The 23,230-nt window shown below is 42.3% G+C and carries 19 protein-coding genes and 1 tRNA gene; 5 read left to right on the top strand and 15 right to left on the bottom strand.

What is annotated here, in order from left to right; genetic code table 11:
- The first annotated feature begins 476 nt into the window (after positions 1-476).
- Positions 477-1,688, top strand: a complete 1,212-nt coding sequence (gene sucC / locus QM629_RS06940) for an ADP-forming succinate--CoA ligase subunit beta (RefSeq protein ID WP_415158567.1) — start codon at positions 477-479, stop codon at positions 1,686-1,688.
- Positions 1,689-1,799: 111 nt separating this feature from the next.
- Here the strand turns inward: sucC and QM629_RS06935 are convergent, their stop codons facing one another.
- From QM629_RS06935 to QM629_RS06880, 12 genes are all read right to left on the bottom strand, one after another.
- Complete coding sequence (locus QM629_RS06935; protein ID WP_415158565.1) at positions 1,800-2,903, bottom strand: sterol desaturase family protein; 1,104 nt, start codon at positions 2,901-2,903, stop codon at positions 1,800-1,802.
- 173 nt (positions 2,904-3,076) lie between these two features.
- The gene (locus QM629_RS06930; protein WP_415158563.1) at positions 3,077-4,930 is read right to left on the bottom strand and encodes an arylsulfatase; all 1,854 of its coding nucleotides are present in this window, start codon (positions 4,928-4,930) and stop codon (positions 3,077-3,079) included.
- 62 nt (positions 4,931-4,992) lie between these two features.
- Positions 4,993-6,837 (bottom strand): arylsulfatase, encoded by a 1,845-nt coding sequence (locus tag QM629_RS06925; RefSeq protein WP_415158561.1) that lies wholly within the window; start codon positions 6,835-6,837, stop codon positions 4,993-4,995.
- A 39-nt stretch (positions 6,838-6,876) separates the two neighbouring features.
- A complete protein-coding gene (locus QM629_RS06920) occupies positions 6,877-7,983 on the bottom strand; it encodes a hypothetical protein (RefSeq protein WP_415158559.1) in 1,107 nt (368 codons plus the stop codon).
- Between the two features lies 1 nt (position 7,984).
- Positions 7,985-9,838, bottom strand: coding sequence for an arylsulfatase (locus QM629_RS06915; protein ID WP_415158557.1), 1,854 nt, complete (start codon positions 9,836-9,838; stop codon positions 7,985-7,987).
- Positions 9,835-10,017, bottom strand: coding sequence for a hypothetical protein (locus QM629_RS06910; RefSeq protein ID WP_415158555.1), 183 nt, complete (start codon positions 10,015-10,017; stop codon positions 9,835-9,837). The genes QM629_RS06915 and QM629_RS06910 overlap by 4 nt, the downstream gene beginning before the upstream one ends.
- 623 nt (positions 10,018-10,640) lie before the next feature.
- On the bottom strand, positions 10,641-11,261 hold the full coding sequence (locus tag QM629_RS06905) for a SprT-like domain-containing protein (RefSeq protein WP_415158553.1): 621 nt from the start codon (positions 11,259-11,261) through the stop codon (positions 10,641-10,643).
- Positions 11,248-11,616 carry a hypothetical protein gene (locus QM629_RS06900; protein ID WP_415158551.1) on the bottom strand — a complete coding sequence of 123 codons (369 nt, stop codon included), beginning with the start codon at positions 11,614-11,616 and terminating at the stop codon, positions 11,248-11,250. Before QM629_RS06900 ends, QM629_RS06905 begins: the two co-directional genes overlap by 14 nt.
- A gap of 31 nt (positions 11,617-11,647) precedes the next feature.
- On the bottom strand, positions 11,648-11,884 hold the full coding sequence (locus QM629_RS06895; protein WP_415158549.1) for an AtpZ/AtpI family protein: 237 nt from the start codon (positions 11,882-11,884) through the stop codon (positions 11,648-11,650).
- Positions 11,877-12,272 (bottom strand): hypothetical protein, encoded by a 396-nt coding sequence (locus tag QM629_RS06890; RefSeq protein ID WP_415158547.1) that lies wholly within the window; start codon positions 12,270-12,272, stop codon positions 11,877-11,879. The genes QM629_RS06895 and QM629_RS06890 overlap by 8 nt, the downstream gene beginning before the upstream one ends.
- Before the next feature lie 251 nt (positions 12,273-12,523).
- On the bottom strand, positions 12,524-13,588 hold the full coding sequence (locus QM629_RS06885) for an efflux RND transporter periplasmic adaptor subunit (RefSeq protein ID WP_415158545.1): 1,065 nt from the start codon (positions 13,586-13,588) through the stop codon (positions 12,524-12,526).
- 177 nt (positions 13,589-13,765) lie between these two features.
- Complete coding sequence (locus tag QM629_RS06880) at positions 13,766-14,365, bottom strand: NifU family protein (protein ID WP_415158543.1); 600 nt, start codon at positions 14,363-14,365, stop codon at positions 13,766-13,768.
- A gap of 131 nt (positions 14,366-14,496) precedes the next feature.
- Here QM629_RS06880 and QM629_RS06875 point away from each other — a divergent pair, with 131 nt between their 5' ends.
- Entirely contained in the window at positions 14,497-15,708 is a 1,212-nt protein-coding gene (locus QM629_RS06875) for an MFS transporter (RefSeq protein WP_415158541.1), read from the top strand.
- 313 nt (positions 15,709-16,021) lie between these two features.
- Here the strand turns inward: QM629_RS06875 and QM629_RS06870 are convergent.
- Positions 16,022-16,097 (bottom strand) — tRNA-His (locus QM629_RS06870).
- 171 nt (positions 16,098-16,268) lie between these two features.
- Between QM629_RS06870 and QM629_RS06865 the strand changes: the two genes are divergently transcribed.
- The 3 genes from QM629_RS06865 (at position 16,269) to QM629_RS06855 (ending at position 19,826) form a co-directional block, all read left to right on the top strand.
- Positions 16,269-18,371: a carboxy terminal-processing peptidase gene (locus tag QM629_RS06865; RefSeq protein ID WP_415158539.1), complete on the top strand. Its 2,103-nt coding sequence runs from the start codon at positions 16,269-16,271 to the stop codon at positions 18,369-18,371.
- 82 nt (positions 18,372-18,453) lie between these two features.
- The gene (locus QM629_RS06860; RefSeq protein WP_415158537.1) at positions 18,454-18,972 is read left to right on the top strand and encodes a UpxY family transcription antiterminator; all 519 of its coding nucleotides are present in this window, start codon (positions 18,454-18,456) and stop codon (positions 18,970-18,972) included.
- Between the two features lie 113 nt (positions 18,973-19,085).
- Positions 19,086-19,826 carry a tyrosine-protein phosphatase gene (locus QM629_RS06855; protein WP_415158535.1) on the top strand — a complete coding sequence of 247 codons (741 nt, stop codon included), beginning with the start codon at positions 19,086-19,088 and terminating at the stop codon, positions 19,824-19,826.
- 533 nt (positions 19,827-20,359) lie between these two features.
- On the opposite strand, the gene QM629_RS06850 is transcribed toward QM629_RS06855, so the two are convergent.
- Together QM629_RS06850 and QM629_RS06845 are read right to left on the bottom strand one after the other, a co-directional pair.
- A complete protein-coding gene (locus tag QM629_RS06850) occupies positions 20,360-22,060 on the bottom strand; it encodes a pyruvate dehydrogenase complex dihydrolipoamide acetyltransferase (RefSeq protein WP_415158533.1) in 1,701 nt (566 codons plus the stop codon).
- A gap of 510 nt (positions 22,061-22,570) precedes the next feature.
- Positions 22,571-23,107, bottom strand: a complete 537-nt coding sequence (locus QM629_RS06845) for a YceI family protein (RefSeq protein ID WP_415158531.1) — start codon at positions 23,105-23,107, stop codon at positions 22,571-22,573.
- Positions 23,108-23,230: the final 123 nt, after the last annotated feature.

Here is a 23,230-nt window from a genome sequence, read left to right as displayed (position 1 = left end):
GATAGATACCAACAGAAGAACATCTAAGCATTATGAAAGATTGAATGACACAGGAGTAGCCATGGTACATTTAGCCGCTATACGAATTATGCTGAAGCGTTTTTAGACAGCTTCTTAGAAGCTGTTTAAAAATTTAATCCTTTATCGGATTTTAACGATTTTTCGCACGGAGCAAAGGGGGCAACAGAAGATAAAGCGACTCTGTTAGCTCTGTGTTCTCTGTGCGAAAAAAATTCAAACAGCTTTCTTAGGAAAATGTATTCAGTATCAAGAGCAGTACAAGGTGAATCACCGTATTTTCATAGAAGATAAAAATCTTTGTATCGCTTTTGCCCTTGTGTTTGCTAAAAAGCTATGTATCTGTGTGGTTTATTTCAAAAGTTCAAACAAGTTCGCCCTTAAAATATTAGCCAGCCGAAACATGATAACGCGCATCATCAAACCACAAACTATTATCTTCGCACAAATCACAGATCATGAACCTTCACGAATACCAGGCAAAAGAACAGATAAAGCAATATGGCGTACCGGTGCAGGAAGGCTATGCATGCAGCACCGTGCACGAAGCGGAAGACGCATACCGAAACATTAAAAGCCAAACGCAGAACAATTTTGCTGTTGTAAAAGCCCAGATACATGCCGGCGGGCGCGGCAAGGGAAAAATTAAAGGCACGGAACAGCGGGGCGTTGCCGTGGGCAAAAGCCTTGAAGAAATTGCAAATATTGCCGGTAATATTTTAGGCGGCACACTGGTTACCATACAAACCGGCGAAGCAGGCAAAAAAGTGAACAAGGTTTTGATTGCACAGGATGTATATTATCCCGGCCCCAACCCCACGCTGGAATTTTATTTATCTATATTGTTGGATCGCGGCAAAGGCCAGAACGTGATTATGTACAGTACAGAAGGCGGCATGGACATTGAGGAGGTAGCGCATAAAACCCCCGATAAGATTTTTAAGGAATGGGTGCATCCTTCAGGCGGCTTATTGCCTTTCCAGGCAAGAAAGATCGCTTTCAATTTTGGATTGAAGGGAGAGGCATTTAAAAACTGTGTGAAGTTTGTAACCAATTTATACAACGCATATCTTGGGCTTGACTGCTCCATGCTTGAAATAAACCCTTTGTTCAAAACGAGCGATGACAAGATGATTGCGGTGGACTGCAAAATGAACCTGGACGACAATGCTTTAATGCGCCATCCTGACCTTGAGGCTTTACGTGACCTTGCAGAAGAAGACCCTACAGAAGTGGAAGCGGGCAAATACAACCTCAACTTCGTTAAGCTGGATGGCAATGTGGGCTGTATGGTTAACGGCGCCGGTTTGGCAATGGCCACCATGGATATGATAAAATTAAGCGGCGGCAACCCTGCCAACTTTCTTGATGTAGGCGGCACGGCCAATGCGCAAACCGTGGAAGCCGGTTTCCGCATTATTATGAAAGACCCGAATGTTAAGGCCATCCTCATCAACATATTTGGCGGCATTGTGCGTTGCGACCGCGTGGCTGCCGGCGTAATTGAAGCCTATAAAAACCTGGGCAATATTGCTATACCAATCATTGTAAGATTGCAGGGAACCAATGCGGAAGAAGCCAAAAAATTAATTGACGAAAGCGGCCTTAAAGTGCAGTCTGCTATATTACTGAGCGAAGCGGCAGACCTGGTGAAGAAAGCTGTGGCTTAAAACAAAGATAAAAGCTTAAAAATACAGAGGCTGCCCAAAAGGAACAGCCTCTTCTTTATACATACCACCAACAAAGCTTATTTCTGCATTTATTTACAGGCCCGGCACGCTTTAAACCCGCGCTATTTCCCGCAGCCCGGGCAAACCCGTATCTTTTGTTTTATCATCATTATTATTTTCAGTTGTAACTGTAACCGCATCGCCAACCATCGGGCCATGCCTGTGCAATTCGCTTCCTTTCTTCTTCGATTTGAATACAGGCCATAAAAACTGTGCATACCACTCTTCCTGCTTATAATGCTTAATGCCATAGCCGGATGGGTACTGCCTTGTAATAATGCCTGTTTTGAAAATGAGATCCCATATAAAAAACATATTGCCGAAATTGCCTTTATAATGCCCTACCCCATCGCCATCTGTGTCTGCATGATGCGCATGATGTGTGGCCGGCGTGGATATCAATCTTTCCATCACCCAGCCGATTGGCTGTAACCATTTGATGGTGTAAAAAGGCTTATCCCATTTTATGCTGGAATGTGCGGCCGTTGTTATTAACGATTTTATGCCTTTTACAAACAGTGCCGGAAAGCCCAGCCCCAGGTAAACCAGGGTAGTAGTAAGATAAGTTTGTGAAAAGAATATCGTGTACCAGAAATTTTGCCTGCTGGCCATTGCCATGCCCATGTAAGACGCGGAATGATGGGTGCGGTGAAAACGCCACAGCCAGGGCAGCTGGTGGTGCAGGCGGTGATACCAGTATTGTGTAAGATCATCTGCCACAGCAATAATTAAAAAGCCCCACCAGAAAGGCACCCACCCGAATATATTTTTTCCATCCGGCAATACAAGGGGCAAAAGTTTGAGTATGGTATAAGCTATGAAAGGCTTTATCACAATTTTGGGAACCACAAAGCAAACAATATCAAGTATGCGCTCGTTTTTGCTCCAATGGTTTTCATACAGGCCATAAGCAAATTCAACAATGCCTACAATAAGCATAATTAAAGGCAGGCCCCAGGTACCAAGATGATTAAACACCTGTGCAATAAAACTGCCGCCTTCAACTTTTGCATCTGCAGGTATATAACTCAGCCAGGGCCTGGCGCCGGTAATGTAAAATGTACCGAACATTAAAACAACAGGCAATGCATACAGTAAAATACTTACGGCAATGTCTTTTGCAATTTTTTGTGTTACCGCTTTTTCTGCTTTCATGCGACAAAATTTAGAAGGTTAAAGATTTTAAAACCGGGTTTGAATAAGCCATAGAATAAGAACGATTATCAGCAACGGCACTATAAAAATCAGGATGCCTACTGCTATTTTTTTTATAAACAACCAAATGTCTGCGATAGTCATAGTCTTAAATTTTAATGGCTTAATACTGCTTATTCTTTACTCTTTACGGGTGCCTGTAATCGTGCCGGCGCTATTTTTAACGCTCTTTGCATAACATCATCCCATGTTATTAATGGATAGAGTTTGTTTTTTTCAGCCTCTTCATCAAACAAGGCTTTTAATTCTTTTAATTTTTCCGGGTATTTTTTGGCAAGATCAAAGCGCTCATTAAAATCTTCATTCAGGTTATACAGTTGCCAGTCGTTATGCAGCGTGTCTGCAACTGAATATTTGCCAATTAATCCATTTTTAACCGACGGTTCAAATGCATAAGCAGCTTTCCAGCCATCTTTATAAATACTTCTTGAGCCAAATATGTAATAGTATTGCTGTGTATGGCGTGAAGGCGCTTTTGCATCTGCAAGTGAGTAAGCAAGAGAGGTGCCTTGTACAGGATCCTGCTTAATGCCTTTAATTGCTGAAGGCGCTTTAATGCCGGCTATATCTAATGTTGTTGGAAGAATATCAATTACATGCCCGTACTGTGTGCGCAAGCCTCCTTTATCTGTAATGCCCTTGGGATAAAAAATAATTAAGGGGTTATGAGTGCCTCCCTCACTGTTGGCATCCTGCTTCCAGTATTTGAATGGTGTGTTGCAGGCCTGCGCCCAACCCAGCGGGTAATTTACTTCAGTGCCTTCAGGCTTACCTATCTTATCAAAATTGGCAAGATTGTATTGTATATTTTCTTCTTCAGAAAGCGGCTTTCCAAATATAGCCCGGTCAACATCTCCGTTCAAAGTACCTTCCTTACTGGCGCCATTATCGCCAAGCATCAAAAAGATCACTGTGTTATCAAGCTGGTTTAGCTTTTTCAATTCATTAATCAGTCTTTGTATTTCATGATCTGTATATGCAAAATAGGCAGCATACACTTCCATAAAACGGGCATATAATCTCTTTTCATCCGCGCTTAGCGTATTCCAGGCTTTTATGTTTGGATCACGTTCAGGCAGTTGTGCATACGCGGGCAGCAAGCCAAGCTTCTTTTGATTTTCAAAAACCTTTTCGCGGTAAACATCCCAGCCTTCATCAAACTTGCCTTTGTATAAATCCCGCCACTCATCCGGTACCTGGTGGGGCGCATGTGTTGCACCGGGAGCATAATACAGGAAGAACGGTTTATCAGGGGCCGCTTTCTTTTGCCTTTCGATATAGAAGATTGCCTTATCGGTTATCTGGTCATTCAGGTGCCTTCCATCTGGCTCAACCTTTGCATCATCTTCCGCCAGATCCGGTTTATACTGGTCTGTTTGCGAACCGAGAAATCCAAAGAAATGTTCAAAACCTTTTGCGCCTGGCCAATGGTCAAACGGGCCTGCGCTGTTGTTTTCTTCATCCGGCGTTACACCATATTTACCTACAGCAAACGTGTTATAACCATTGGCTTTTAATATTTCGGCAATGGTGCCATCGCTTGATGGTATTTTCCCATCCCATCCCGGAAAACCGGCAGACATAATTTTATGCGCAAAGCCTGCCATGTGCACATAAGAGCTGTTTCTCCCGGTTAACAATGCGGCGCGGGTTGGCGCACAAATAGCCGTTGTATGAAAGTTGGTATAACGCAAACCGTTATTGGCAAGGCTGTCAATAGTTGGTGTACTGATTAAACCACCAAAAGAACTGCTGGCGCCAAAGCCCACATCATCCAACAATATCCATATAACATTGGGTGCGCCTTCTGGTGCAGTTACAGGCGGTATCGAATACTCTTTTGATTCGGCTAATGTTTTGCCGATGGTGCCCTTATATGCTGTATCCTGCTGTGCATACAAGTTTTGTGAGGCAGCTATGATGCTTATGAATGCAGTTACATAAAATCTTTTTTTGTTAAATATCATAGGTAAAAATTATTTCCTGTTAACAAATGATGATTGAATTGTTTCATGCAAAAAACCGTTGTTTATTTTATGGGCCCCTGCGTATCGCTTCCGTTGGGATGATGGATGCGCTTGTTGTTTACATCATACCAGTCGAGCAAGGGGTACAGGTGATTGGCCTGCGCCTGTTCGTCGAATAATTTTTTAAGCGCTTCTAATTTTTCAGGATATTTTTTTGCCAGGTCATTTATTTCTGTAGGGTCTTCGTTCAGGTTATACAACTGCCATACGTCATCATCAAAGCTTCTGTCGGCAGGCGGGTTGTTACCTATAAAATTATAGTCAATTGCATCCGGGCGGTGTGCAGCTTCCGCCTTCCATCCGTCTGCATAAATAGAACGTGAACCAAAGATGTAATAATACTGCACTTTATGGCGTGAAGCAGCATTGGCATCATTGATGGAATAGGCCAGCGATGTACCCTGTATGCTGTCCTGTTTTACGCTTCTGAGGTATTCAGGAGCCTGAATACCTGTTAGCTCCAGGGTTGTAGGCAATATATCTATCACATGCCCGTACTGGTTTCTTATTCCGCCCTTATTCTGGATTAGCTTTGGATAAAAAACAATCAAAGGGTTATGCGTGCCGCCTTCGGCATCAGCATCCTGCTTCCATTCCCTGAAAGGCGTATTAGCAGCCTGCGCCCAGCCTAACGGGTAATTGGTTTGCGCATTCGCCGTACCTATTGAGTCTATATCTTCCAGATTCTTTTTTAAATAATCAGCCCGGGTTTGTGTTCTTGCCGGGTTGGTTTTGGGCTCTATTGTTCCTTCATAAGTACCTTCTTTACTGGAGCCATTGTCGCCCAATATTACATACACCAGTGTATTGTTCAGCAGGCTGTTTTCTTTAAGATAATTAATAAGCCTTCCTATCTGGTAATCGGTGTAGGTTAAGTAGCCGGCATATACTTCAAAGAAACGGGCAAACAATTTCTTTTGTTCCCGGCTCAGCGAGTCCCATGCAGTTATTCTTGGGTTTGTTGCCGGCAGCTTTGCATTGGCGGGTATGTAACCAAGTTTTTTCTGGTTTTCAAAAACCTTTTGCCTATACACGTCCCAGCCTTCATCGAATTTGCCTTTGTACTGATCGCTCCAGTATTTATCCACCTGGTGCGGCGCATGCACAGCGCCGGGCGCATAATACAGGAAGAATGGTTTTCCCGGCGCGGCTTTTTGCTGGCGGCCTATATAAGCAATCGCTTTATCGGTTATCTGTTCATTCAGGTGCCTGCCATCCGGCGTTACATGGGCGTTATCTTCCACTAAGTCTGGCTTGTACTGATCTGTGGCAGAGCCGAGGAAACCAAAGAAATGCTCAAATCCTTTTCCCAAAGGCCACCGGTCAAAAGGCCCTGCATCGGTTGCATCTTCATCGGGCGTAAGGCCGTATTTTCCTACAGCAAAAGTATTGTAGCCATTGTCTTTTAAAATTTCGGCAATGGTACCGGCAGAAGAAGGAATGCGCCCGTCCCAGCCCGGGAAACCGGCCGACATTACTATATGAGAAAAACCTGCTTCATGTACAAAAGCACTGTTGCGCCCCGTTAGTAAAGCTGACCTTGTAGGCGCACAAATAGCTGTGGTATGAAAGTTGGTATATCGCAGGCCGTTATTGGCAAGGCTGTCAATAACGGGAGTGCGTATAAGCCCGCCAAATGCATCTGAAGCTCCGAAGCCCTCATCGTCTATAATAATCAGCAGAACATTCGGCGCGCCCTGTGGCGGCTTTGGCACAGGCGCCCACCACTCCTTTGAATCATTTAATGTTTTACCGATCGTGCCCTGAAAAGGCTGCGTTTGCTGGGCATTGATATTTGCTGACAATACCAATGCACTGAACAGGAAAATGAGGAATTGCTTTTTCATATAAGCGGTTTATTTTTTTGATTTATGATGATGTGCATTTTATTTACTGACTTTTAATTCACCTATTGCGATTGCATTTTCACCTGCCGCCGAATACAACAGGTACCATTTATTGTTTTCAGCATAAACATAAGGATCTCTCAACTGCCTTACTTTGCCATAATACAGGCCTGCTTTGGATTTTGTTATGGGGAGATCTGCACCTTCATACGCTGTTGCAGGCGCGGCTATTTCAATGGGGGCAGATGCTTTCCAGTTAAGCCAGTCATCATCCAGGTTGATCGTTGAGAGCAGGATGCGCTCCGGCGCATCGCCAATGCGTGAATAGAAAACATATAAAATATTGCCTTCAGCCTTTAAAGCAACATGTCTCAATCTGGATACACTGTCTTTTGTATCGAAAGGATTATTGCCCCTTTCAAAGGTTTCAATACCATTCCCGGAGCGGCCAACAATACCTGTTCTTGCAAGGGAATAATAATAATTCCCATATTTAAAAACACGGAAATAAGAATCGCCCAAAACAGTTGAATCAGCTTTGAAGTGAATACCGTCTGAAGAAACGGCCCGCAGCGAGTACTGGCCTTTCTTTCCATTGTATGCAAGCGGGCAGTGAAAATACAGAATGAGTTGTTTGCCCGCATCATCCACCAGCACATCCGGCGAAGCAATATGCGTTACTTCATCGCCGGCATTTTCGGCGCCGGCATGTCTTATACTTTCGCCGGAAATAAACGGCGCATTATTGCAAATACAATCTTCAATATGCAAGGCGCCGGGCTTATAAATATTCCACGGGCCTTTTAAATCATCCGCATAAGCAAGGCGTATATATTTGCCTTTGTGATGTGCAAAGTATAAATAGTATTTACCCAGTTTGTTTGGCAGCCAGTTGGGCGCTTCTATCAAACAGGGGCCATTAATATCATCGCCTTCTTCTTTTGAAGGCAGCATACCGGCCGTGATGATTGGATTATTTTTAAACCGCGTAAATGTTACCTGCTGGGCATTGCTCATCAATACACATAATGCCAGCACAATTATTACGATAATTTTATTTGAATGATATGCAACAGCTTTCTTTTGGGCAAATAAGGAAAGCACAAACGTTAAACAATGTGTTATGGTGATTTTTGTACACTGCATTTTATTTGCTTTTGGAATTATTTTGCAATGCCTTGGCGGCTTTTATTTTATCTTCCGTATATTTAAAATCAAGCAATGGATAGATATAGTATTTCGATGCATTTTTATCATATAACACTTTCAGTTCTTTTAATTTGTCAGGATATTTTTCGGCAATATCAATGCGTTCATTAAAGTCATCATTCAGGTTATACAACTGCCACACATCTTTATCAGGATTATCCGTTGTATCTTTTTTTGGATCATCCGTGAATGCGAAAAGATCAATCCCGTTTGGATGATGTGCTGCCTCAGCCTTCCACCCATCTTTATAAATAGCCCTGTTTCCATAGATGGTATAGTATTGCTCTGTGTGAACAGACTTTGCCTCTTTATTATTCAATGAATACACCAGGCTGAAGCCTTGCAACGTATCCTGCTTAATACCTTTTATATTCTCAGGCTGTTTTATGCTGATGAGTTCTTCAATAGTTGGGAAGATGTCAATTACATGGCCATATTGCCAGCGTATGCCGCCTTTCTCTTTTATATATCCCGGATAATAAACAATTAAAGGGTTATGCGTTGCACCTTCTGCATTGGCATCACTTTTCCAGTATCGGAAAGGTGTATTGCAGGCCTGCGCCCAGCCCAATGGATAATTGGCTGCTTCAGCTACATCCTTTTCGCCTATCTTGCCATAATTGCTTAATTCTATCTGCCTGTATTCTTCGCGGGTAAGCGTACCATTCACTGACCTGCTTCCTTTTGTAGTTATACCATATTCGGTGCCTTCTTTACTTGCTCCATTATCGCCAACAATAACCAGAACAATTGTATTGGCTAACTGGCCTGATGTTCTTAAATATCCGATCAGTCTCCCTATTTCATAATCAGTATATTCAAGATAGCCGGCATATACTTCCATAAATCTTGCGTATAAGTGCTGTTCCTCTGCCGGTAAATCTTTCCATGCGTGTATCAATTCATTTCTTGCAGGCAATTGTGCATAAGAAGGTATAACACCAAGCTTCTTTTGATTTTCAAAAACTTTTTCACGATATACATCCCATCCTTCATCAAACCTGCCTTTGTATCTATTACTCCATGCCGTATCAACCTGGTGCGGAGCATGTGTTGCACCGGTTGCGAAATACATAAAGAAAGGTTTGGCAGTATCTTTAGCCTGCTGATAAGAGAGATAGGAAATAGCCTTATCAACCAGTTGGGCATTTAAATGCCTGCCGTCCGGCTGCACGTGTTTATTATCTTCAACAAGCTTTGGCTTGTACTGATCGGTTGAACCGCCCAAAAAACCAAAGTTGTGGTCAAAGCCTTTACCGGAAGGCCAGCGGTCAAACGGCCCCAGGTCTGTTGTATCTTCATCAGGTGTAAGATGCCATTTTCCTAACTGGTATGTTGCATACCCATTTGCATGCAGCACTTCTGCAATCGTTCCATCTTTTGAAGGAATATGAGCGTTATAACCCGGGAAATCAGCAGAATTGTGATAATGTGGAAACATGCCCATGCCAACATAATGATGATTTCTGCCGGTTAACAGTGCGGCACGTGTTGGCGAACAAATACCTGCTGTATGAAAGTTTACATAACGCAAACCGTTGTTGGCAAGCGAATCTAAATTGGGCGTATGCACCAACCCGCCAAAAGCTTCTGATGCACCGAAGCCAACATCATCTAACAAAATCAATAAAACGCTCGGGCTGCCGGGCACTGCTTTTTTTACATAGTCTATTTTATAAGGTGTTGATTGCTGTATTGATTTCTCAATCCTGCCTTTCCATTCCTGTTGTTGCGCTGTTGCCGCAAATACAAGCCCTGAAAAAAATACGGCTGCAAAAAACTTATTTCTCATTTTATTTCCTGATTTATTGTTATGCGTTGAATTAATCCGGTGAAAGAATAAGTGCCCGTATAAGCATTGCCCGCTTTTGAATTCACATCCCTGCCAACACTGATGTCTTCACTTCCGACCATGCTTAACTGTTTTAATTTAGCGCCGGTATTACCTCCGTTATTTTTTATTATAACCAATATGCGCAGCTATACCCTTTATATTTATCCATTAGTAAGTAAATTAAATATATGATGCTGGTGCTGCAGGTGGCGGCAATACCCGGTGCTAAAATTTGAAACGTGCCCAAACAAGAAAAGGAATTTCATTCGTGCATATTTGTTTTTTCAGTTGTCTCATGGAACCTCGCTATGCACATCCCCCTGTGTGAGAAAAATTATCATGCTCGGTTTCATTAGTATTGTTTTGAAGTAAATAATAACGCCGGCCCGGCAGGTAACTGCTGGTACAAATTCCACGGCTCGTTGTTTCTCAGGGCCGGGAGTGCTGCAACAGCAACCGGCTATTTTTTTATAATGATTATCTGGATTATGGCTCTTTCATAACACGCTTTTTTGATCCCGGCAAGGAATTGTTTATCTGAAAAAAGAAAAATAGAATTAAGGAGAAATGAAAATGGAAGACATCAACAAGGGCAACACATTCGGTCGCTTACATGCATAATCAAATACCCGGCCTCTACCAAAAGAATGAATGTATATTGCCTGTTAAGCATCTGATTGTTTTTTGTAATTGCTGTGCAAAATAAAGGATTATTTAAATTCCTACAAAATTAGTAGGAATTAATTTTTTAAGGATACATTCAGTCAATAAGCTTTACTTCGTATAGAGGGCTTATCAGGTAAACCAGCCCCGTATCTTTTTCAATGCAGCGAAATCTTTTTCGTAACTGTTCGCCTTTCTTAAATATGCGGCCATCCTTTGTTATAAAGCAAGCGCCTTTGGCTACATCTTCCAGCAAAACCGTATCGTTTTTCTTTTCATCATACCTGTATAAAACACGCATCAAACCATCTTCTGCACAACTGCTGGCGGCAGGGTTTTGAACAGCAGCATGCAGAGCCTGTTCCACATCAGGAGGAAAAATTTTCCTGGCAATAAAATCTTTCAGCAGGCCGCTGTACATACTTTTCCATTCCCTTCCATGCGCCTGTATGCGATGGCCGTACTGCTCAAATGCAAGCAAATGCGCCAGCTCGTGCAGCAGCGTAATTAAAAAAGCATATTTGTTGAGATTGCCATTTACACTTATGCGATGGTTTTTTCCATTTACCGCATTGCGGTAATCGCCTAATACAGACTGGCGCTGCCTTGTTATGGTAAGATGTACTTTATAGTGCTGAAGAAAATAAGCTACCTGTTCAAAACTGTTGTCAGGCAAATAAGAGGCAAGCGCCTGTAAAGGATGCTCAGTTTTCGACATTTTTTTGCCTGTTAACTTTCATTGCGCCATTAACTTCCAGCACCGTATAAACAATGTAAAGCAGCATGCCGCCTGCAACGGCGTACAGGCTTCTGTTTTCGCCCGCAGCCTGCAGGTAAACAAAAACGCTTATTGCAATGGCCATCAGCTTGATAAACGACACCAGCATAACGCTGCGCACAAATGCATGTGCATTATCAGTTGCAAGCGATCTTGCATATATATAGCATGCAATTACAGTAATAATAAACAATATAAAATTTGCTGATAATAATACGGAATGATTAATATTCTTTTCATCGAGCCAGTTTGCTAACGAAAGGCATAACGCATTTATAATGATAAAAAAAATCATGACCGGCCCAAAGAGTTTATTCCTGATAAGCTTATTCATCTTTTTTTCTGGTTGAAGTATCTTTTATAACTTTTATGATCATTCCAATAATAAAAACAAGCGGCATAATCCATATAAGCAATGGAAACGAAAGCCTCAGTTTTTCATCCATCCATTTCCCGGCAAAAATAAAAACCAGAAGCCCCGCAACAATCTGCGCCCCAATACCTGCATATTGCACCAGCAGGTTTTTATTGGTTGCCTCTTTCTTATTATATGGTTCAATCATTGGAAATATTTTGCTTTGGCACATCTATCGGTGTAGTATCTTTTGGAACGCCTTCTTCACCCAAAGCCTGTTTTATTCCCTTGAAATAAGTTTCATTATATCGCAAAACCTGTTCCAGCGAATCGGTGCGCATCTTCAGCGTTTGCAGTGCGCGCCTCGTGTCCGTATCGGCAGATGCACCCGGTAAATAATACCGCAACGGGGTAAACACCAGCAAGGCCACTGCAAGGCTTATCATTAATAAAAACGTTGTGCTCAGGATCATGTAAACACTCAGGCGCGAAAGGCGAAACTTTATCACTTCTTCAAAAGTGTCGTCGTTCATAATTACCATGCGGTAATGGTTGCGAAGCCGTTTTAACGTTGTATTTGAATTTGCGTCAGGCATAGTTAGTTAGCAAAAATAACTACTGGCAGGCTAAAGATGAAATGGCTGGGCGTATTTCAAATTTTCGCTTCATACGCGGCACTCCGGTCGGTGAGGCACCGACCGGTAGCGGGTTCTAAAGGTGGGTGTCCACCCCGCCTGCGAAAAAGAAATACACCCAAATGGCTTTGGTTTTATAATTGCCGGCGGCCTGTTCAAAATTTCATGCCGCAACAGCTATTTGCATCTGTGGCATATAAAAACCGCCTGTGCTAATTGCCCAGGCTGTCCAAAGCCAATGTTCTGCGCACGTGCACCGGTTTTTTATCTTTTGCAAATAAAACACCGGTTACAATTACCGTATCGCCAGCCTCAACGCCTTTTGTTATTTCCACATTGCCCTGCAGGCGCATGCCTGTGGTAACATTGGTAAATTGGGCATTGCCGTTCTTAACCAGAATAAGCTGTTTATTTATATCGCTGGGGATGATGCAATTTGTTGGCACCACTATGCTTTGCTTTGACCCGCCCCGGGCAAGATATACCTTGGCAAAGGCACCGGGATTTGCTTTTGTTTTATCCTGCAGTATAGTTCTCACTTTAAGATTGCGGGTAACCGTATTGGCCTGTGGCTCTATTGCAATAATGGCAGCTTTATGTTTTACGGTGTCGCCGATAGCATCTAAAGTAACCTGCACAGTGGAACCGGTTGAAATATATTTTCCGTATTCTTCAGGCAAGGTAAAATCCATCTTTAAATTATTTACCTGCTGCATAGTAGCAATAACATCTGTATTGCTCACATAAGCGCCCAGGCTCACCTGCCGCAAGCCCACCACACCGTCAAAAGGCGCGCAAACAACAGTTTTATCAATCAGCGCCTGCGTATATTGAATATCAGCTTCTGTGCTTATCACCGTATTTGCAGCGGCATCATAATCGGCCTGGTTCACACCCTGCACGGCAAGTAAAGGTTTCAAGCGGTCAACATAATCCTGCGCCAGTTTAAGCGCCGCTTTGCTTTTATTAAGATTCGCTTCAAGATCAGCGCTGTTAATACGGGCAATCACGGTTCCTTTGGTAATATATTTTCCTTCCGGAACATTTAAATAAGTAATGCGGCCGGTAGCTTCCGGGTGCAGTTCAACAAACTCGTTTGCCACAACCGTTCCATTGGCCTCAATAATATTCGAAACTGCCTGCGGCTGTGCAATCATTACATCAACAACCGGCGGCGGAGATTTTTTAGGTTCTTTATTTTCCTGCTTTGAATGGCAGCTTAACAAACACACGGAAGATAGCAATTGAAAAAATAATAGTTTTTTAGTAGTGTGCATGATTTTTTTATACCGTGCTTTATAAATTAAAAATAATACCTCAAAATAATATTTATAGAGAAAGGGCTGCAATAAATTGGATGTAACCCAAAAAAATAACGACCAAATAACAATGCCAAATAAAAACGCCGGGCATTATTTTCACTGCCCGGCGTTCGAATCTTTTCACAAGCATATTTATTCCGCTTCTGCCACCACTTCCTTCACTTCAGGTATCATTCGCTTCATCATGCCTTCAATACCGGCTTTCAGCGTTACCATGGAGGAAGGGCAGCCGCTGCAGCTTCCCTGAAGCATGAGGCTTACAACGCCCTCATCATAATTTTTAAACTGAATGGCGCCGCCATCCATTTCCACAGCCGGGCGCACATAATTATCAAGCAGTTCTTTAATGCGCTTTACCACATCGGTATCATCGCTTAAAATAATATTGCCGGTATCCTGCTTTACTTTGGCCACCTCATCTTCATTAATTATGGCGCCGCCGTTCTCAAGATAATCTTTCAGGAACTGTTTTACAGAAGGAATAACATCCTGCCAGTCTTCCGTATCAGCCGTTTTGGTAAGCGTGATAAAATTGCTTGCTATAAAAACGCCTTTTATAAAAGGAAAACTGAATAATTCTTTTGCCAGCGGGCTTGGGCCGGCCTGGCTTTCATCCTGGAAATCTATGCTCTTTCCGGGGTAAAGTAATTTGTTGGCAACAAACTTCATTGTTTCCGGGTTAGGCGTCATTTCCGTGTAAATGCTTATAATAGGATTACCTGTTTTAATCATCAGAAAGCTTTTTAGAAATGCGAAAATACAAAAGTTTACATGAATGAATTCTTAATAAAGCGCTTAATGCCTGTTTAATTCCCGGAATAAAAAATTTTACCATTGTATTTTCGCGCCCTAAATTTTACGTATTGAAAGCTGAAAATACCGGCGCTGCCATTCAGCAGCAAACCATATTTCCCGTTCTTATTGCAATAAGCCTATCCCATTTATTAAACGACACCATTCAATCGCTGATTCCGTCTATTTACCCCATAGTAAAAAATTCTTTTCATTTAAGCTTTACACAAATAGGCTTTATAACGCTTACGTTTCAGCTATCTGCTTCGCTGTTACAGCCAATGGTTGGTTCTTTCACCGATAAAAAGCCACAGCCATTTTCTCTGGCTGCAGGCATGGTGTTCAGCCTGATTGGCCTTGTATTATTATCGCAGGCACCAAGCTATGCCATTATTTTAATATCAGTTTCTTTAATAGGTATCGGTTCTTCCGTATTTCATCCGGAAGCGTCAAAGGTTGCTTATATGGCTGCCGGCAGCCGCCGCGGGCTTGCCCAATCCATTTTCCAGGTAGGCGGAAATGCAGGCAGTTCAATCGGGCCCGTGCTGGCTGCCCTTATAATAGAGCCATACGGACAGGGTAATATTTTGTGGTTCTCCCTGCTGGCTTTTGCCGCAATTATTATCCTAAGCAGGCTGGGTTTCTGGTACCGCGGGCATCTTTCCCTGAGAAAAAAATCAAAAACAACAAGCACAGAAAGCCCTGTTCATTTATCAAAAGGGAAGATTATCAGCAGTGTGATTATTTTGCTGGTACTGATTTTTTCGAAGTATTTCTACCTCGCTTCTATGACGAGCTATTATACATTTTACCTCATCCATAAATTCAATGTGTCGGTACAAACATCGCAGATTTATCTTTTCGTTTTCCTCGCATCGGTGGCGGCGGGAACTATTTTAGGCGGCCCGCTTGGCGACCGCTTCGGAAGAAAATATGTGATATGGTTTTCTATTTTAGGCGCTGCGCCGTTTACCTTACTGCTGCCGCATGCCAACCTGTTCTTTACCTCTGTGCTTTCCGTTTTTATTGGTGTGATCATTGCATCGGCTTTTTCAGCCATACTGGTGTATGCACAGGAATTGCTGCCGGGGAAAATTGGCATGGTGTCAGGCTTATTTTTTGGTTTTGCTTTTGGTATGGGTGGATTAGGTTCTGCCGTGCTTGGCGCTTTGGCTGATAAAACCAGCATAAAATATGTGTACCAGATTTGCGCCTTTTTACCGCTTATCGGATTATTGACGGCTTTTCTTCCCAACCTGAAAAGAAAGGCGGCGACTGCGTGAATTTAATTATTGTATATACTTGTTTGTTAGGTAACGAAGCATTAGAAGTTTTGGATTTCTTTTTCAAATTGTTCTTTTGAAAAGCCAAGTGTTTTAAGGTTTGTATGAATATGCAAATGTCTTTATATTTTGTTCTTACAGTAACGGAGCGTGTAAGCCGTTTGGGATAGTTGTAATGGTCATGCGATGCTTTGATTCTTTCGTATCTTAAACCTAAGCTTTCAATCCATGCAATAAATTTATTTGCAGGAATTTGCTTAATGCCCACAATCCCTGACAAACAAAAAATGCCCCGATTGTACGAGGCATTTTTGGGAGAATGATGGGATTCGAACCCACGGCCTTCAGAGCCACAATCTGACGCTCTAACCAACTGAGCTACAATCTCCGTGATTTGCGGGGGTGCAAAAATAACTGAATTAAGTTTTGTAAGCAAGCACTTACCGCTACATTTTTAGCGTTTATTTGTTCAGGCCTTGTTAATTCATGTAATAAAAAAAATGGCATCTTTTTTTAATTTATTTTTGAAAGTGCGTATGCAATTAAAAATTTCTAAAATTATGTTGAGAAGAACCGTATTACCGGCGGCATTAATCGTTTTGCTGGGCGTTACACTGTGGGCATTTAAAAGAAACGACAAATCGCCGGAAACGAAGGAGCAAATGCTGCTGACTGTTATTGGCACCATACTGGAACAAAAGCATTATGCGCCTAAACCTATTGATGATAAGTTTTCAAAACAGGTTTTTACAAAATATCTGGAAGCGCTTAACCCGGATAAAAACATTTTTTTACAACCGGATGTGGATTACCTGAAAAAATATGAGCTTACGCTTGATGATGAAATAAAGGGCGCCCCGCTGCAATTTTACACTGATGCAGCCACGATCTATTTAAAAAGAATGGATGAAGTGGTTGGCTTGTGTAAAGAAATACTTTCCAAACCTTTCGACTTTACGGCCAAAGAAGAAATAAACTTAGATGATGAAAAAGCGAGATACCCAGCTGATACGGCAGCGAGAAAAGAATTCTGGCGCAAACGCTTAAAATACCTTACGCTCGATCAATATACCGACCTTCTTCAGCAGCGTAATAATAAAACAAAAGATACGGCGATAGCCAATAAAACAGATATCCAGCTTGAACAATTGGCGCGAACTAAAGTACAAACTGTTTTAGACCGCAGCTTTAACCGCCAGAAAATGATTTTTAACGGCCAGGAACAGTTTAATACCTACGTGAATGTTATTACCGACCTGATGGATCCGCACACAGAATATTTTCCACCGGTGGAAAGCCGTTCATTTGAAGAAGATCTGAGCGGCCGTTTTTATGGAATAGGCGCTCAGTTGAAAGATGATGACGGCGCTATAAAAATCGCCACTTTAATTACGGGAAGCCCTGCCTGGAAAAGCGGCAAAGTGCAGGTGAACGATGAAATTATAAAAGTGGGACAGGGAAAAGAAGAGCCTGTTGATGTACGGGGCTATGCCGTTACAGACGCTGTAAAACTTATTCGCGGGTCAAAAGGCTCAGAAGTAAAAATTACTTTCAAAAAAACAGATGGCTCCACAGAAGTTGTTTCACTGATACGTGACGAAATTGTGCAGGATGAGCAGTTTGCCAGGAGCGCTGTTATCAATCAGCCCGACGGAAAAATAGGTTATATATTCCTCCCGGAATTTTATGCAGATTTCGACAGGCCTGATGGCAACCGTTGCTCCCAGGATGTAGCCAATGAAATCATAAAGCTCAAAAAAGAAAATGTGCAGGGCATTATTCTCGACCTGCGCAATAATGGCGGCGGCTCGCTTCCTGAAGTTGTAAATATGGTTGGCTTGTTTATAAAAAGCGGCCCGGTTGTACAGGTGAAAGACCGCAATGGCAAACCGGCTATTTTAAGCGATAACGATACTTCGGTTTTATATGATGGCCCGCTGGCCGTAATGGTGAATGAGTTCAGCGCATCTGCCTCCGAAATTTTCGCGGCCGCCATTCAGGATTATAAACGCGGCATAATTGTAGGTTCCGATACGTATGGCAAAGGAACGGTGCAACGTACTTTACCCCTTGGCAAACCCCTGGATTTGTTAAGTGGCCAAACCGAATATGGAACGCTTAAGCTTACATTCGAAAAATTTTACCGCATAAACGGCGGCTCTACACAGCTAAAAGGTGTAACGCCGGATGTTGCCATGCCCGATCCTTACGATTACTTAAAGCTTCGCGAAAAAGACCAGCCTACCGCATTGGCCTGGGACCAGTTAGAGAAAGCCGATTTTACACCGTTTAACGCCGGCATTAACTGGAATACGATTGAGACAGGGGCCAAAAGCCGCATTCAGTCTAACACGGCATTTAACACACTGGCAAAAAACTCTTTATGGTTAAAAGACAATGCAGATAAAAGTTACAGCCTTAACCTTACTGAATATCAAAAACAGCAAACCCTTCTTAAAAATGCAGTTAAGCAGGACGACAGCCTGTCGCGCTTAACCACACCAATGAATATTCAGCCGGTTGCTGTTGACAGCGCGAAATATTACAGCAATGCAGACAGTGCAAAAGGTGGAAGATATTTGCAATGGCTGAAGAATGTTCAAAAAGATGTTTATATAAACGAAACAGTAAGCATAGTTAACGATATAAATAAAGCGCACTGATTTACCAGCTTTTAATAAGGGCATTTTTTCTGTAAGAATGCCCTTATTATTTTTGGAAAATATTTCACTACCAAATTTTGCCATGGAAAACAATACCGGGAAAAAATGGTTTGCCATTTATACCAAACCCCGCTGGGAAAAAAAAGTAAACAGCAGGCTGCAGGAAAAAGGAGTTGAAAGCTGGTGCCCCGTACAAAGAAAAGAAAGCCAGTGGAGCGACAGGAAAAAAATAATTGAGGATCCGTTATTTAAATCTTATGTATTCGTACATATAAATGATGATGAAAAAATTAAAGTGCTTAGTACAGATGGTGCTTTACAATTTGTTTATTATTTAAAGCAGCCTGCCGTAATACGCGACGAAGAAATTGAGCTCATAAAATCGTACCTGCTCGAAAAAGATGCGCATATAACCGTAGAAAACCTGCGGCAATTCAGAACAAACAATAAAGTGGTAATTAGTAAAGGTGTTTTTATGGATGCTGAGGGCACGGTTATAAAAGGAGGCAGCAAGAAAGTGTATGTACGGCTTGAGAGCCTTGAACAGGTATTGATTGTAGAGTTTCCGGCAGAGCATCTTCATTTAAAGTGTGAATTATAAATTATCAATAGTCCAACAGTGACTCACCACTGACAATTCACTCAGAATAAGACGATTTATAGTTAGCATAGCACTATTATTATATTTTGAATTGACATCCTGTAAATTCGCGCATGTTTTCATTGTTTGGCTCTTCTAAAACAACGCCTGATCTTTCGTTTATTGGTGCAGATATGCACTCGCATTTATTGCCCGGCCTTGACGATGGTTTGCAAACCATTGATCAAACTATAAGCTATATGCGGCAGTTGCAGCAAATGGGTTATAAAAAACTTATTTGTACACCGCATATACTGGCAGAAGTATATCCCAATTCTCCCGCTACCATTTTACCAAAACTTGAAGTAGTGCGTGCGGCCATAGAGGAAAATAATATTGACATACAGGTGGAAGCAGCAGCCGAATATATGGTTGACCTTGATTTTGAAAACCATGTTGTGGCCGGCAAGCCATTGCTTACATTTGGTAAAAACCTCATTCTTATTGAGATGTCTTATGTAGCCGCCTCAAACAATATTGAAAGCGCCATCTTCCAGCTTAGGCTTAAGGGCCTGCAGCCCGTGCTTGCCCATCCTGAACGGTACAATTATTATATGGGAAACATAGAAACATTTGAGCGCTTTATTGACCTGGGTTGTTATTTGCAGATAAACATTTTATCATTACTGGGTTATTATGGGGAAGGCCCTAAAAAAGCCGCTCAAAACCTGTTGAAGAAAAACATGGTAGCCCTGATGGGAACCGATATGCACCACGAAAACCACCTGAATGGCCTGAAAGACCTTGCATCCAGAAAAAGTTTTTACAAGCTTTTTGAAGGGATGAATATCAGGAATAAAGAATTGCTGCTTTAATACGTGTTTCTGCTTTTTTTCGTTTTGATAATTTCTTTGATAGTCCCTTCCTTCTAACATTCAGTCCTTTGGTGTTCGCGAATGCTTCCGGTTTTTTTCCCAGCTTCTTATCCCACCTACTATGACCTCTGCTGACTTCTTACAGTACCTTCTTATATTACTATAAGTTGTTGCCGCTTTGAACTGCGCTTCGTTCTCCGCCAGCTTACTGTAAGACCTCTCAGGGTAAGCTTATTTCTTTCCACTCATGCAGCCCCTGTATTTACATACTTACATGCTGTGCAGCGTTGGACTTTTGTTTCTATTGCAACATCATCCATGTAACGATGCCTCTTATGCAGCTTCCCAGCCCGTCCGGTCAGGCGGGCTTCAGATTCCGCTTCCGCACAGTGGCACCCTTGCTCCTGGCTAATGATACGCACTGCAACGCTCACTCGGGACTTCCACCCTATAGATTATAAACATGCCTGGCGCACACAAAAAGGCTCCGTGAATACACGAAGCCTTTATTTAATTTCTAATTGACTTTAATATTACACCAACATCATTAAAGGCTCTTCCAGCAGGCGCTTTAATGTTTGCAGAAAGGCAGCGCCGGTTGCACCATCCACAATACGGTGATCACAACTCAACGTTACCTTCATAATATTACCCGGCACAAGAGCGCCGTTCTTAACAACAGGTACCTGCGAAATACCACCCACGGCCAAAATACATGCATCAGGCGGATTAATAATGGCGGTGAATTCATCTATGCCAAACATGCCCAGGTTAGAGATAGTGAAGGTACTTCCCTCCCATTCTGCCGGCTGCAGTTTTTTATTCTTTGCTTTCTCTGCCAAAGACTTTACTTCGATTGCTATCTGGCTTAATTGTTTTGTATCGGCAAAACGCACCACCGGAACCAGTAAGCCTTCATCAACAGCCACTGCCACACCAATGCTCACATGTTTGTTTATACGAATCTTATCACCAAGCCAGCTGCTGTTTACCTTAGGATGCTGTTTTAATGCCACAGCAACTGCTTTCAGCACCATGTCGTTAAAGCTTATTTTAACGGGGCTTATTTCATTTATATGCTTACGGGCTGCCACACAGGCGCCCATGTCAATGCTCATGGTGAGATAGAAATGCGGCGCTGTAAACATACTCTCGGAAAGCCTGCGCGCAATGGTTTTACGCATTTGTGATACAGGAATTTCTTCAAACGCTTCTTTGCCATAGGAAGTTGTGGCAACAGCAGCCTGTGTTTGTTTTACCGGCACAGCTTCCTGTGGTTTTACTTCCACCGCCTGTGGTTGTTCTGCAGTCTGCAGCTTATCACTTGCAGCCGGCGCTTCATAATTATCAATATCAGCCTTGGTAATCCTTCCGTTATCGCCGCTGCCTTTTACATATTTAAGGTCAATGCCTTTCTCTTCTGCCAGTTTTTTGGCAAGCGGCGAAGCCAGTATCCTTCCTTCATTCACCATCTGTTGTTCGGGTGCAGCTTCAGGCTGAGGCGCTGCAGTTTCTTCTTTTGTTTCAGCAGGTGCGGCCGCTTCAGTGCTGCCATCGCCTTTTGCAGTATTCACCACTTTATTTACATCAAAACCTTCTTTTCCAATAATAGCCAGCAGATCATTCACGGCTATTTTTTCACCTGCTTTTGCACCCTGGTATAAAAGCTTGCCGTCTTTATAGCTTTCCAGTTCCATGGTAGCTTTATCGGTTTCAATTTCGGCGAGTATATCACCTTTCTTCACCTCATCTCCCACATTTTTCTGCCATGATGCAATTACACCCTCCGTCATGGTATCGCTTAAACGCGGCATCAGCACCACTTCATCCATTTTGGAAATATCCACTTTTTCAACCGCCGGCGGTGTTTTAGTAGCTGGTGGATGGTTACCGGTTTCAGGTTGTTTAGCCTCAGCCTTTTCTTCTTTGCCTGCAGCTTGCGGCTTGTCGCTTGCAGCTTTTCCATTACCACCAATCAACCCGCTTACGTCTTCGCCTTTATCGCCCACAATCGCCAGCAGGTCATTTACCTGCAGTTTACCACCCTGTTCAGCGCCGCGGTGCAGCAATACGCCGTCTTTATAACTTTCCAGTTCCATGGTAGCTTTATCGGTCTCAATTTCAGCCAGCAAATCGCCTTTCTTTACAGGATCGCCCACGTTCTTATGCCAGGCAGCAATCACGCCTTCTGTCATCGTATCGCTTAAACGCGGCATTAAAATTTTTTCAGCCATAATAATTTTTATTTTTTTGTGGCAGGCTGCAGTTCCGTGATTAAGCACGGTTGCGTCGCACTACCTTCATCTGCATTAATGCTATGAAGCTTTTTTAGCGCGGTGAAATTAATGCAAAATGCAAACATATAATAAGGTTGCATAAACTTCCGGTGCTATTTTCTGCCAAGGTGAAAATTTATAAATAAGGTTTACAGTTAAGGCTTAAACATTCTTATTGCTGAAATAGCAATGCAGTTGTATTTGAAAGACCTGCCGCCTTCAGATCTTTATTTTACGTAAGCAGGTAGAAAATAAGATTCCCTGTTTGCCACAATGGTACTAAAAACATTTTTGTTCCGGATACATTTTTACACCGGCAATCGGAATTTAAAAGGGCTTTTATTCCAGTATGTTTCTTTTCAGGTAAGACATAGCCATAAAGGCAAAACTTTTTCTTCAAACCCTTCCATTGCTTTTTTTAGCAACGATTCAGGCTATTTAAAATAGGTGAACAGCCCGGAATTATTACTATTCCTTCACAGTAAAAACTTTCAGGCTTACGTTCACTTCACTCCCCATTACGGCACTGCTGCCTCCAACGCCAAAATCTTTCCGGTTAATATTGAATCCGCCGGAAAATATCAGCCCTTCCCCATTCTGTTTTACTGTAAAAGGAATTGACATTGGTTTGGTTATTCCTTTTATCGTTAAATTTCCCTTAGCTGCATAATCTTCACCGTTTTTTTCTATTGAGGTGGAAATAAACCTGATTACGGAGTATTTCGCCACATTAAAATACTCATCCTGTTTAAGGTGGCTATCCCTTCCGTCAACACCGGTATTTATTGTATTCACATCAACCGAAACATCAAAAGAAGAGGCGGCAAGGTTTGCCGGGTCAAACTTTATTGTTCCTTTTAAACCATTTAAGGTACCATTTGTATTAATACCAAAATTCTTAATGGTAAATTTCACTTCGCTTTTGTCGTCAACAGGTTTGTATTGCTGGGCTTTGAGCGTAAAAAAGCCCGTCAATAAAATTATTGCTGTACATATTGTTTTCATTCGTGCATATTTGTTTTTTCAATGGTCTCATGGAACGCCCTAATGTACATCACCCTGTGTGAAAAAAACATTTTGCATGGGCGTTTCATTGATATAAAGATGAACACAACTTATATACAAAGT

This window comes from Parafilimonas sp. (assembly GCF_047606085.1).
Lineage (GTDB): Bacteria > Bacteroidota > Bacteroidia > Chitinophagales > Chitinophagaceae > Parafilimonas.
This window is presented reverse-complemented; position numbering and strand designations above follow the sequence as displayed.

What these genes read in the sequence shown, in the direction of transcription:
- sucC (WP_415158567.1), top strand. Translation starts at nt 477, where the DNA reads ATGAACCTTCACGAATACCAGGCAAAAGAACAGATAAAGCAATATGGC.
- QM629_RS06935 (WP_415158565.1), bottom strand. Translation starts at nt 2,903, where the DNA reads ATGAAAGCAGAAAAAGCGGTAACACAAAAAATTGCAAAAGACATTGCC.
- QM629_RS06930 (WP_415158563.1), bottom strand. Translation starts at nt 4,930, where the DNA reads ATGATATTTAACAAAAAAAGATTTTATGTAACTGCATTCATAAGCATC.
- QM629_RS06925 (WP_415158561.1), bottom strand. Translation starts at nt 6,837, where the DNA reads ATGAAAAAGCAATTCCTCATTTTCCTGTTCAGTGCATTGGTATTGTCA.
- QM629_RS06920 (WP_415158559.1), bottom strand. Translation starts at nt 7,983, where the DNA reads ATGCAGTGTACAAAAATCACCATAACACATTGTTTAACGTTTGTGCTT.
- QM629_RS06915 (WP_415158557.1), bottom strand. Translation starts at nt 9,838, where the DNA reads ATGAGAAATAAGTTTTTTGCAGCCGTATTTTTTTCAGGGCTTGTATTT.
- QM629_RS06905 (WP_415158553.1), bottom strand. Translation starts at nt 11,261, where the DNA reads ATGTCGAAAACTGAGCATCCTTTACAGGCGCTTGCCTCTTATTTGCCT.
- QM629_RS06900 (WP_415158551.1), bottom strand. Translation starts at nt 11,616, where the DNA reads ATGATTTTTTTTATCATTATAAATGCGTTATGCCTTTCGTTAGCAAAC.
- QM629_RS06895 (WP_415158549.1), bottom strand. Translation starts at nt 11,884, where the DNA reads ATGATTGAACCATATAATAAGAAAGAGGCAACCAATAAAAACCTGCTG.
- QM629_RS06890 (WP_415158547.1), bottom strand. Translation starts at nt 12,272, where the DNA reads ATGCCTGACGCAAATTCAAATACAACGTTAAAACGGCTTCGCAACCAT.
- QM629_RS06885 (WP_415158545.1), bottom strand. Translation starts at nt 13,588, where the DNA reads ATGCACACTACTAAAAAACTATTATTTTTTCAATTGCTATCTTCCGTG.
- QM629_RS06880 (WP_415158543.1), bottom strand. Translation starts at nt 14,365, where the DNA reads ATGATTAAAACAGGTAATCCTATTATAAGCATTTACACGGAAATGACG.
- QM629_RS06865 (WP_415158539.1), top strand. Translation starts at nt 16,269, where the DNA reads ATGTTGAGAAGAACCGTATTACCGGCGGCATTAATCGTTTTGCTGGGC.
- QM629_RS06860 (WP_415158537.1), top strand. Translation starts at nt 18,454, where the DNA reads ATGGAAAACAATACCGGGAAAAAATGGTTTGCCATTTATACCAAACCC.
- QM629_RS06855 (WP_415158535.1), top strand. Translation starts at nt 19,086, where the DNA reads ATGTTTTCATTGTTTGGCTCTTCTAAAACAACGCCTGATCTTTCGTTT.
- QM629_RS06850 (WP_415158533.1), bottom strand. Translation starts at nt 22,060, where the DNA reads ATGGCTGAAAAAATTTTAATGCCGCGTTTAAGCGATACGATGACAGAA.
- QM629_RS06845 (WP_415158531.1), bottom strand. Translation starts at nt 23,107, where the DNA reads ATGAAAACAATATGTACAGCAATAATTTTATTGACGGGCTTTTTTACG.